Origin of the sequence: Nocardia sp. NPDC049190 (assembly GCF_040648115.1) — a bacterium.
In the GTDB taxonomy this organism is placed as follows: Bacteria; Actinomycetota; Actinomycetes; order Mycobacteriales; family Mycobacteriaceae; genus Nocardia.
Genome location: NZ_JBEZDE010000005.1, coordinates 254081 through 266965, shown reverse-complemented (window position 1 = coordinate 266965; position 12885 = coordinate 254081). Strand labels below are relative to the sequence as shown.

The following is a 12885-nucleotide window of genomic DNA, read 5'->3' as shown; positions in this document are numbered from 1 at the left end:
GCCGATCCGGGACAGCCGTGACGGATGGCGTATCTGAATCGGATGCCGGTGCGCTGAAACATCTTCGGGACGACACTCCGAAGATCTGCGGTATCCAGGTTCAGAAGGCCGGTATCTGGCTGCTGGGGTCGAAGGCCGACCCGCGGATGAAGGCGACTCGACGCACCAAAAAGGTGGAGCGCGAGGGGATCTCCGCGAAACAGTTCGCCAAGGGCTTTGTCGCGGACTTCGACGAGGGTCCGCTCGGTACCGGGGTCGATGGCATCGAGCAGGCGATCAGGCAGGTGCGCGAGCACGGCGGGATAGCCGCGCTGGCGATCAACCACTGGAAGGGGCTCGGACACGCGGCGCTGTATTTCGAGGTCGATGAACGCTTCATCACCGCACATCGGGACATAGAGGACCTGCAGCTCGGTGAGAACGCGGTCTTCGACCCTTCCGAGGACGAACTCGGGATTCCGATCGTCATCGGCGGCGCCGAAGGCCGGTTGATCCGCGGCGCGGAGATCGCCGTCTGGAAACACAAGGTCGGCGCCCACGCCGGTGTGGTGGGAAGGATTGTCATCGGTCGCGACGGCATTGCGCCGTTGGCCCTCGCCGAAGGCGCCGAGCCGGTGAACGCCGGCTCGGGGATGCTGGGTGCGCTGGTGGCGGATGCACCTGGCGATCTGATCCAGGCTTTGCACGACGAGGCCGATAACGGTAAGAGACCCGTGGTATTGCCGGGTGACGGCCTGATCGAGACCCGCTATGTTCTCGGCAGGGAGCAGGGTGACCGCGGCCTGTTCGAGGCGAGCGAAGCGACGACCACGATTGCCACGGGTGGACTCAGTCTTCTGGCTCAGGGGAGTACGCAGCGTCACGAGAACAGGAAACACAGAGCGAAGTACCTCGCCGGCGAGACTCCGGATGCCGCAACGCTGACGCAAACCGCATTCCTCTACGAAATTCTCCGCGAGGAAGCCGAGGCATTCGCCGAGAATGCGATTTTCGATGTGCGGATGGCGGCGCGTGGTTACGACGTTCCGGTCGAGTGGTATGTGCCGATCTACGCGGACGCCCGCAACCAGGCCATCGACGAAGCACGGATTGAAAATCCGGAAAGCACCAACAAAGAACTGGTGGCCATAGGTCACGAGGAGGGTGTCCGTGCGCTGCAGAGAGAGCTCGAGGCGTCCGGCTATTTGACTGCGCAGTACCTGGAGCACTGGACCTGGGTAAACAACCATCCCATCGAGAACATCCGGCGGGCGACCTCGACCGAAGCGGCTACCGAAATCCGGCTGAAGGCGTTGGAATTGAACGCCGCAGACCGGGACCTGCGCAATCTTCAGCGAACGGCCCACCAGGAGATCGAACGATTGGTTGCGGGGCCGACTGCCCCAGCGTCGAAGTGGGACGAACGTCGCCGCACGCACAGGGCATTGATTGTTCGGGACCTGACCGCATGGTCTAGTCGAGCCGAAGCGCGGGTGCGCGCCGCCGAGCGGGCGCTCATCGCTCGAGTCACCCGTGACGTGGTGGACGGTCTGCTCCAGCGGGAGCCCGGGCAGCGTTCAGGTGATCAGGCCGCGCTGATCGGCGGCAATCGACTGGTTGTCGTGTGGGGTGAGGGCGACGATTTCCAGGCATTGCACACTCTGATCCGTGATCACCAGGCAGCAGGGATCACCGTGGAATGCCTGCATGTACATGTCGATGTCCGCGGGCGGATGTGGGTCGCCCCACGCGAGTTGCCCGAACCGACTCTCTGGACCCCGCCGGCCGAGATCGAAGTACTGGATCTGGCCGGACACGCCTCCGAACGGCGAGTGCGAGGGGTGCTGCGACTGCTGCGAGCGACCAAGATCGGCCAGAAGGTCGATCAATTCTTGATCGACAACGGAATCCGCATCCGCCTCGATGTCGCGGACGATCGGTACTACCCGACCGAGGGGCTAGTGGTACTTGATGTCGGAAAGTCCGACATCGAACTGCTGGTGGCAATCGTGCGTAGCGCGGGGCAGGTTCAGCTGGAACTCGAACGCACCAGAGTGGAGGCTGTCCAGGAGCTGATGCACTCGACTCGGCCGGAGTTCATCGCAACGATGTTCCAACGGGAGTGGGATGTTCGGGCGTTGGCGGCCGAGGCGGTCCGGCAGCTGCGAGCGGCGGGACACAACTTCGAAGAGAGCCCACTAGAGCACTCCTACCGGATGGCGTTCGAAGAGGCGACCGCACACGGCGGCAACGATGTGCTGCTCTCGGGGACCCTGCCGGACGGCACGCATCGGATGCCGTGGCAGGACATGGTGGCATCGGGTGGCAACCTCGCGGCCTTCCTGGCTGGACGTGCGGCGGTGCGGCCACTTATCGAGACCGTTGGATCGCGCGGCTCCGGGGAAACCGTCACCGAGTTCTACCGCGGGTTCTGGAACAAGGCACATGGCGGCGTGCCCATCGGACTGCCGTTTGAACCTGTCAAGGCGGACGTGCTGGTCGCGGAGCTCGCCCAGGCGCAGGCCCAGCTGGCTCAGGCGCGGGCCGCTCTCTCCGGCATGTCGGATGCTGCCTTGCTCGAGCATGAACCGACCTCGCCGGCGTTGGAACTGCTGCGCCGCGCGGTCGACCCGCAATCGGCGATGGTGGTCGAGCGGATCGACACCTACAACCGGTGGCACGCCCGAGTCAACCTGTTGCTCGGGGTGATTGGTGCCTATGACCAGCGTGACAAGGCCTATGGCGCATTGGCGGAGTTCCTCGGCACGACGACGGATCGGATCACCCCGAGCCAGGTCGCCGCCTTGCTGGGGCATGCACAACGACTGTTGGATAGTCCGCTGTCGCCGGCAGATGCGTTGCGGTTGCGCCAACTGAGCACACAGTGTGTGGAGGCCGACTTCGCGATCCGAGCGTTCCACGACCAGGAAGATGTAAGCCGGCGACTGGATCAGCCGCCTCATGGTCTGACGGAGTCCTCGGCCGCCGAACTGGCGCGCCTGCAGGAGATGGTCGCCTGGGTACCGAATCTCGACGACGCCGACCGGGCTGACCTGATCGAGATGATCGGCGACACGCTGGGCGCCGGCGCCTACCTCGGACAGCCGAGGAGGTTGGGGACAACTACCGAACCCGTTCACCGCCTTCAGGTCGTCGATGGATACGACAACCCACTTCTGCTGGTGGACATCGGTAAGGACGGCTCGATCACCGTCCAGCGGCCTGAGCGTGAAGTGGCTGGAACTTCCTCTGTCGAGGTGGACGGGGAAGGCTCCGGATCTCGCGCTGCGGTGGCTGGGGACTATGGAATCACGGCGAAGCCGTCGATGCGGCCGGCCGCGTCGGTGCAGGCCTATCCGCTCGACTGGCTGCGGAATACGCTCGGCGCGGCCCTGAACCTGGACCCCGACAACTGGGATCGGATCGCCGCGGTGTTGTCGGAGGCGTTGCGTCGCGACGGTGCGGCGCTCGCGCCGGTGGATGTTCAGGACGACGGCCACCACATCCGGGTGCTCGACGGCGACGGCAGTTCGCTGCTGGATGTTGATGTGTCCGGCGGGCCGGACCCTGTGGTGGCGGTGCGCACGCACCTGGAGCGGGATCGCCCGGACCGGGCCGCGTTCGCGCAGCGGCTGGTGCCGGTGTTCCTGCCGGACTGGGAGCAGCGGCAGGCGACTCGGGTATTCGGCACGGTGCTACACCGCACCCGGGGCCTGCTGGTCGGTGCAGATGGCGCGCTGACCATGGAACTGGTCGACGGTCACCTGGACGTCGTCGTCCACGGCACCCACGAGGGCGCCCGCCGCAATCTGGGGCTGTACTTCGACAAGAAAGCCGAGATTCAGCTCGACTCGCCGCCGTCGACGCGGCCGGATGCTGGTCGCAACGCCGATGCGGTGTCGGATATGGGTGTCGTTGTTCAAGCGTTGGGGCGGAGGATTTCCGGGGCGCCGGTTCCGCTGGTGGGTGATGGCTCGGATCCGGCGGCGGTGGCGGCGCGCAAGGCCGGTCCGGCGATCCGGAACTGTGGTCCGATCGGGATGTGGTTCGCCGAGCAGCTCGGGGTGCAGGTGGTTGCGCCGCTGCCGCTGGATGACGTGGATATCGCGGCGCAGGGTGTCGATTTCGGTCGGATCGCGGTCGGGGTGGAGGCGAACACCCGGGAACGCAAGTTCGAGTCGTTCGAGAAGGTCCGCAAGCATGTGGCGGACCACGGTGGCCTGGTGATCGTGGGATTCGAGCGTCCCGGGAACCAGGGTGGGCACCAGATCGAGGTGTTCAAGGGCGCGGACGGCCGGGTGTGGGTGTTCGAGCACGACGGCTGGGTCGGTGTGCTGAAACAGTGGGCGGAGTGGGAGCAGCCGCAGTATGCGGTGCGGATCGAGACGATCGTGTTCCGCGGGCCGGCCGAGGGCAACCCGCAACGCCCGGATGGCACGCCGGTACTCGTCGGCGGCCCGGCGGAGCGCTTGGAGCCGGGCCAGCAACCGCGGATCGCGGACCGGCCGCTGCAGGTCGGCTATGCGCTGGACAACCACGATCGGCTGGCGCGGTCGCTGTTGCGGCGGACCGCGTTCGGCCGTGAACTCGCGAAGTTCCTGGACACCAGCCCAGTGCAGGTGAACTACCTGCCGGCCATGACGGCGGTCATGGAAACGAGCATCCTCGGCCATTTCGACCAGAAGACATTCTCGATCGATGTCTTGGCTGGACAGCGCGACCTGATAAACCAGGTGCTGGCATTGATCCATGAAATAATTCATGCCAAAGCCTTCGCTGAGGGTCGGAGCCCGAATCCCGCAAAGCACACGGAGGCCGAGTTCGTCCGCTTGGGTATCCGTGAGGAAGCCGAGGCTTTCGCCGCGGAGTTCCGGTTCGCCCTGGAGTTGGCGCAACTCGGTTATCGGTTCAGCATCGTCGATATCGATCAGCGATACTTCGACATCTACCGCCAGGCAAGCGGACACGAGGCTGGTATCGGAGAACTGGCGAAGGCATTGGCAGCGCCACTGGCCGGCGGCCATCCAAGCTTCTACACCGAGAATTACCAGCTGATGTACCGGCGGTTCAGCCGCGTTGATGAGATGCATCGGCCGACCGAAGACGATATCGCGGAACGTCTCCGGCTGTTGGCGCTGGACCGGACGATCACCACACGTGAGGTCGATACCGCTCGGGGCGAATACGAGGCGAAAAGGTCATACGTCCGGACCGCTATGGAGGAATCCGCGTTTGCGGAAGTCATGGCGCCCGGTGACGCCGAACAAGACCCGATGATCGAGACGATCCGTCGCGCGATGGCGCAGCGACAGCGCATCGAACACAACCAGGTCACTGCGCATGAGGCCGGGAGAACCGCGCTGGAGAAAGCCGCGCGCAAGCGGGATGCGTTTTGGGCGCTCAACGAGGTGGCCTCCCAAGATGTCCTGACCGCGCGGCTGCGGCAGCTGCCGGAAGGACAGTTGCACGGCAATCACATCCTGCTTGTCCCCGGTCGTAAACGGATCGTCGCATCGATATTCCGGGATCATCTGCAGATCCTGGCGGAGGCAGCCGCGGTCGACCCGGAAAACCCGGACCTGGCCGCGGATTCGGACATCGAAACGGATTACCTTCTGCTCAATGTCGACAGGCAGGGGAATGTACGAGTCACCCGCACCGGGTATCCGCTTCATGACCCGAGGGCCAGGCCACCCGAAGTTCCGGAGGCAGCCGATGCGATCGAAGAGCCGGCCCTCGCGCGTCTGCCGAGAATCCGACAAGCGCTGGGTGGTATCGCATTCGGCCGAGAGGCGAACCAGGTACTGCGGTTCCGCGAGGTCCGCATTGTCTTCGAGTCGCATGCCGCGACCCGATACCACTCGGACGAGAACGTCTTGGTCATCGATTCCGGGGCGCTCGATGCCGAGGTGATGCTCGAGCTGGTGGCCGGTGCGGAACATGTCGAGCAGCACCACCTGCGCGGCGACGGGGGCACCATCGCGGGCATGGTGCAGCTGTCGCGGCGCGGCTATGTCCACATGATGTCCAAAGAAGAGACCGCGATTGTCGTGCGGAAGATCACTGCGGCGAAGCAGCTTCGGGCCGCGGGTGAGGTGATCCCGGAACTGCCGCTGGAGCGGGCCGAACGACTCGGCGGCCACGAAGCGGTTGTCGCGCACCTTGGTGCCCTGCAGACCGAGTGGGACGACTTCTACGGTGCGGCATGGGATTCAGTCAACAATCCGCCGGACGTGCCCGATCCCCAACCAACGGCGCCGCCAGCAGCTCCTGATCCTGGGTCGCTGCGAGCCATCCCAGAGGCCTCGGACGGGGCCACCCCGCATCAGCGGCCCGCGGACGCGCGGACCGCCCCGGCAGCGCAGGCACAGGCCGGGCAGCTTGCCCGGATCCAGGAAACTCTGGCGCAGGAATTGCGCCCGGACGCCACCACTCAGGCCCGGGTGCTCGCGGTGCTGCGAGCGGCGTTGGGCCGCAATGGTGCTGTGCTCGCGCCGATGGTCGACCTCGACAACGGCCGCCAGATCCGGGTGCTGGACAGCGATAGCAGTCCGCTGGTGGATGTCGATGTGACTCGCGGGGTAGACAGTGAGCTGGTGGTCACGGTGCGCACCCATCTGGTGCGGGAACGGTTGACTCGGGCGCCGCTGGCGATGCGGTTGATCTCGGATCTGCTGCTCGACTGGGGTCGGCAGGCCACCGAGGTTCTGGCGGAGGTGTCGCACCGCACCAGCGAACTGCGTGTCGACGTCGACGGCACCGTGACCATGGAATTGATCGGCGACCACCTGACCGTCACCACAGCGACCAGCGGCGATCTCATCCAGCACTTCGACAAGGAAGCGGCGGACCTCGCACCCCCGCCGCCTGAACCACCTGGTGCGACAGGTGCGCTGCCGTTCGTCCCCGAACAGCTGCCCAAGGGTGCTCGTTTCGACGTGGGGCAGCAGGGGGTGTTCGATGCCTTCGGCGGCGATGGACCGGAGAGTTTCGCCGCGCACGCGCATGGCCGACCAGGCGGAGTCGGGAAATTCCTGCGGAAGCTGGCCGGCACGCCCGCGCCTGAGCAGGTGCAGGCGGGCTCGCTGCCGGAGACGCTGGTTACCCTGCGCCGCACTGTGTTTGCTGAAATTCGGCAGTCGCGTAAGCAGTTGGGGCGGAACGTCGACGAGCTGGTGGCCGGCGGACCGGCTTTCCGGGCGTTGGAGTGGCATCTTGCCAACCGCCAAGCAGAGCTGGCGGAGCTGATCGGTGTGTCGACGGAGGACTTGGACGACGACATCCGGGTCGAGCAGGAGCGGGCGGATCTGCGGGTCCGGCTCGCCGAGGAATCGCTCTCCGACGAGTTGCGGGACGTCATCGTCGAGGCGGAAGCGCGGTTCCACGGAAAGCACCGGTCGGTGGGGAAGGTGCGCGAACTGCGTCGTCTGATCGAGTGGTGCGCTCGGGTCGATGCGTTGGAAGACCGGCTGTTCGACGCGTACGCGCTGTTCGAGCAGTCTGCTGGGTCCATCGGCGGTTACCGTCGGTTGGCCGAGCAGGCTGCTCGAATCGCGACGCTGTCGCTGAACATCCGCGAACTTCGCGCCGAACCGATACTCCCGGGCCAGGGTCTCGACGACGTGGCCAGGAACTACGGTTGCGATCTGGACGGCGGTTTCCAGCCACGGCTCGGGCAGCGGATGGTGGCGCGGCTGCGCGCCGGCGCCGACCAGGCGGCGGCGCCGGCGATCGGTGTGGGCAGGGCGGCGAAACGCGAGCTGGCGGCGAAGGCCGTCCAGAGCCGGGCACTGTTGGGCTGGAACGCCCGGGTCGAGCGACGTGACCAGAAGCTGCGTACCTGGGAGGCGGAACTCGACGAACTGTTCCGCGTCGTCGAAGCGTCGGTCGCGGGTTCCCGATACACCCTGGGTGGGCAGTTGCCGGGATACAGTGCGCAGGCCGAGCGTGAGCAGGTGGCGCTGCTCGAAACGCTGCGCAAGTTCGGTGTCGACCCGGCGAAGGTCGGCGCCAAGACCGAGCGAACGTTGTCCCGCCATCGCGCGACGCTCGGCGAAGAGATCGAGACGACGGACAGAAAGTTCTGGAAACACGTCGAGCTGACTCCGGAACGGGTGCAACAGTGGCGTGACAGTCTCGGCCAAGGGCGTAAGGCGAACAGCCAGCGTGATCTCGCCGATCAGTGGCTGCGCAGGCACGCCATGGAGATGGCTGTCACCGAGCTGCTCGCACTGCGGCGGCGTGTTCGCGCGATCGAGGCGCAGCAAACGAACCTGCGCCGTTGGCATGCGGGTCGTGCGGTGGCACGCGAGCGGTTCGAAAAGGCCTGTGCGGCGTATGTGACGAAGCACCGTGAGCGGTTCCCAGAGGACGAGCCGACGGTGCTGGTTGCGCCGCTCGACCCGCTCGAACTCGATGGGCTGCGGGAACTGTTCGACCAGGCGGTATTCGCTGCGGCCGACTCGACCGACTCGACCGACTCGACCGACTCGACCGACTCGACCGACTCGACCGACTCGACCGACTCGGACGGGCCGGACTTCATCGGTCGGATTGCCGACCTGGCCATACTGTGGAAACTCGGTGAGGAGTACCAGCTTTGGGCCGCGCAGACCAATTGCCTCGACGAGCGGGTGCGCCGGTTCGACTACCTGCTGCGTGAGCGGGCTCGGGTCGAGAAACTGCGCGACGATGCCGAGAAAGCGCTGAAGGAGCTCGCCGACCAGCCGCCGCCGAGTCGAAATGACAAGTATCCGTTGGGGAACCTTCCCGACGCGAACGAACTTCAGCCGGGTCGCCGCGACCATCCCGTGCGCAGGGGCCTTCAGAACGAGCTGAACGATCAGCAGCACATGCTGGAGATCCTGGTCGGGGCGGATCGTCTGGCGGAGTGGGGGATAGCCGACAGATCCGAGCTGACCGCCGACCGGGTGCGGGAGTTGTTGCTGCGTTCGGATCTAACGGACGATGAACGCGCGAACCTCGCGACGATTGCGTGGGCTCACCGGATGCTGGCGGCCGAGCAGACGTTCTACACCAGCACCATCGAGGTCCGCTCGATGGACCGGGTGTTGGACGACGGCTTGGCCCAGTCACCGGACCAGGTGCTCGGGCTGGTCGATGACCCGGCGGTGACGACACCGCAGCGGCCGACCACCGCGGCATCGATCCGGCTGACGGGCGCCTGCTCGTCGTACGCGGTGCAGACCTCCGAGGCCGCGGACCGCCGCGCCCGGAACGAGGCGCCGGCGGAGCCGTCCACCGAGCCGCGGGAGTTCTCGCTCGACGGCGATGATCCGGTCGATGTCGCCATCGCCCGGCGCGGCCACTGGATTCACTATGGCAACGACATCCTGAGAGTGATCACCGAGGTCGAGGAGCTCGGCCAGCAGGATATTCAGCTGACCGTGACGGTCGGTGTCGACTACACCCGCAACCGGGGAGCGCACACCGCCACCCTCACCTGGGACCGGGACTTCGACACGATCATGGTGTTGGAGCGGGGAGACGACGGTGCGGAAAACTTCTACTCGGGCATGGCGGACGTCCGGGCGTGGGCGCAGCGGCAGCTGGCCGACGCAGAAGCGTTCTTCGGTATCGAATCCCAGAACGGCCATCGACGTCTTCCGCTCGGCGAGGGTGAGATCCCCACCGGCCCGATGCCCCGGCAGCGGCTGCGTGGCGCGCCCGCACCGATGGTCGCCGCGGCGGCGCAGGCCCCGTCGACCGGGGAGGATGCCGTCACCGCGCTGCTCCGGAGCCTCGGGGTGGATCCGAGTGTCCGCCACGCTGGTAGCGCGCATGTGTTCGGCGAGGCGGGTACCGACCGCAGTCACACTGTGAAGCTGCGTTTCCTGGAGTCGGAGGTGAACCGGCTGCTGGCGGCGCTGCCCCCGGCCGACGGCGCCGAATCGGTGGTCGAATACCGGCGCCCCATAGGGCCGTTGCCGGATCTGTTGGCCCGCGGCCCGCTGAACTGCGCGGTGGTGGTCGACCGGGAATTGCGGCCGTGGCTGGCGGATCGTGGCGTCGAGCTGTCCACGACACCGCTGGAGGACAGCGTCCGCATCGACATGCGGGGTGTCCAGGGCTGGGAGCGGTCGCGGGCATTGCAGGCAGGCTGGGAGTATCTGGGGCGCGGCCGGACAGCGCTGAAAAAGGCGATGAAACAGGCGCAAGCTGGCGGGGCATTCGAACTGGCCATGGGCTTCGAGGGTCGTCGCGGACATCATGGCGCCGGACTCCGTCATGAGAACGGCGAAGTGGTGGCGTGGGAGCGGGAATACGGGAAGACGCGGTACTGGCGCGGACGGGAAGACGTCACAGCATGGCTGGAATCCCGGGTCGGCATGGGCCTCGACAAGGTCTGGGGGATCGGCTACATGATCGGCCCCGATGGCAAAGCCGTGTCGAATGTGTCGTTCGACCCGGACGCGGTCTGGTCGACACTGGTCGCGGCAGGCGAGGCCCCGCCGGACTTCATCGGCGCGCTGCCGCCGGAACGTGCGCCACCGACAGTGCGACAGTGCCGCGAGAACTCCGCGGTGCTGAAGGCCGAGCGGGATGAGCTGCGCGATGTGGACGGCGCTGTCTCGGACGCCGACATCGAGCGCCGACGGGAACTCGACATCGTCCAGTTGGTGAACGACCGGTTCCACGCTGCCCTCGCCGAGCACCGCATCGACCAGGTGGCAGGGCTGATGTCCTTCCACCAGGGCGACAAGGGTGCGCGCGGTCGGATCACGATGGTGGCCGGTGTGCCGGAAGACGAAGCCGTGCTGACCGGCTACGTGCCGGTCATCGTGATGACCATTGCCGAACTGGGCAAGACGGTGGACAAGGTTGTCAAAACCTTCGCCGAACAATGGCGGTCGGGCACTCGCGGTGCGATGTTCGCGATGTTCCGGATCGACGACATCGAGAGCGGACAGGCCAGGGCGGAAACATACGACGCGGCCGTGCGGGCGGACGCCGACGAGCTGGTGGACACCGTCCAGATCTGGAACGCGGATCGGCTCTCGGCGCCGTTCGACGATGAACCGGTCACCGAGATCTACTACTACTCCGACCGGACCCCGTACACCGATGAGCGGCTCGAGCTGCAGGCGGCTGTGGGCGCGCGGCTGGGGTACCAGGTGCAGTCACATGTTGTGGCCGTCACGCCTGCCGATCCGCTGCCGAACGCCGTTGATCTGTGGCTCCAGCTACCCAATGACGTGGAAGCCCGGACTGCCCTGGCGGAGTGGCGGCGGTTGACCGGCAGCACCGCACCCGAGGTCGCGCAATGGTGGGATGCGCATGACGGCCTGGGTCGCGCGCTGGTGTGGTTGAAGCCGAGGGAGGTCGCCCAGCTGGCAGGTGTCCCGCCGCACATCCGGCAATTGGCGAACCGGGAATGGTTGCGTCGGGAAATCGATCGACTGCGCAACGCCGATAAGCCGCTGACCGCTGTGCGGGAGCGGCGGCTGGCACGGCTGGAGACGTTCGCGGATGTGCTCGGTCTCGCGCTGCACTGGGGTGATCGACTGCCGGTGCAGCCGTTCGCGCTGAACTTCGAGGGCGACCGGGCGCGACCGACCTGTATCGCGCTCGGACTGCTCGACCCGGTCTCCGCTGACTCCGCCCCCACCGAGGTGGATGTGCTGGTGCTGGACGGGGAACCGAATGCCGCGACCCTGCGCGCCGGGATATTCCGAGGTTTCGAGCACCAGAAGCGGCAGCAGGCACTGGGCCGACATGAGTCGGCGTCGCCGGGACAGGTCACACCGGTTCTGGTCGTGCAGGGCACCGGAACACAACTCGCTGAGGAGATTTTCGGGCTGGCCGTCCTCTTCCGGCGCAGCGGTCTCCGGGTGCCGCAGTTCCGGTTGGTCGGGCGTGGTGATACGCCGGTGGTGCTCAACGACTTGGCGGACCGGGTAGCGCTTCCGGCCCTGCAGCGGCAGGATCTTCGGACCAGGCGTGTCGAGGCCGAGAAGCAGCTGACCGGGTTGATCGCGCGCAGCCACCTGCGGCCGGACGAGTTGGGCTCGCCGTCGTGGCGACCGGGAATTGTGCGCCGCAGGCGGTTACAACAAGCGCAGTGGCTGTTGCGGCTGCTCGGACAGCGGTGGTGGGAGACGCACATCGGTGGCGACCTGCCGACCGAGTTGACCTCGCAGCAGGCCCGACATATCGAACTGCTGCTCGTCGAGGACACCACACCGGACGCCACCCTGCGTCGCGAGGTGGCCATTCATCTGGTGCGGCTCGACGAAATGATGCCGATCGCGCAGGAATTGGCCACATTCGACGCGCTCTACCCCGTTGTCACCGCCGAGTGGAACGCCGCATTGGCCGATATGGCCGCGGTGCTGGATGTCTCGGAGGTGCCGGAGGACCTCTCGTCGGCATTGTGGCGGGAGGAGGTCTGGCGGGAACGGCATGCGGAATTGAGCGACCGTGCCAAAGATGGGACTCTCGATACCGTCGGAGCCCGGCGGCTCGCGAAGTTGGAGTCGATGGGCGGCGCGTTGCGCGACGCCGAGGGCGCACTCCGGGAGTGGAGCATCCACCGGCCGGTGCGGTTGGTGACCTTCCCGAATGGCCGAGTCGGGCTGGTGGTGGGTGATGTCGCGAGCGCTACCCGGGTACTCGGGGTGGTGGCGGCGGCAACCGAGACCGAGGTCGATCGGCACGGCGCTATAAAGATGGCGGTCTGGACCTCTGTCAAGCGGCAGTTGGGCCCGACCGAGGCGATGTTCGTCATGCTCCGGCACAACGAGGTCGACGGCGCGCCGCCGCAGACCGTGCAGGCCGACGCCGACATGGTGACTCAGGTGGTCACGTCGTTGCATGAGCTGCGCAGGCGGGTCCGGCCCGGAGTCCGGCCGGTCACCGAACTTGTCGGCTACGGTAACGGTCTCG

1 protein-coding gene (running past both ends of the window) is annotated in these 12885 nt (G+C 66.4%); it reads left to right on the top strand.

This entire window lies inside a single protein-coding gene on the top strand: locus AB0B25_RS07320, encoding an alpha/beta fold hydrolase. The 151173-nt coding sequence extends 22966 nt beyond the window's left edge and 115322 nt beyond its right edge, so the window shows coding positions 22967-35851 (codon 7656, partial, through codon 11951, partial); the first complete codon in view begins at nt 3. Both codon boundaries (start and stop) fall beyond the window edges.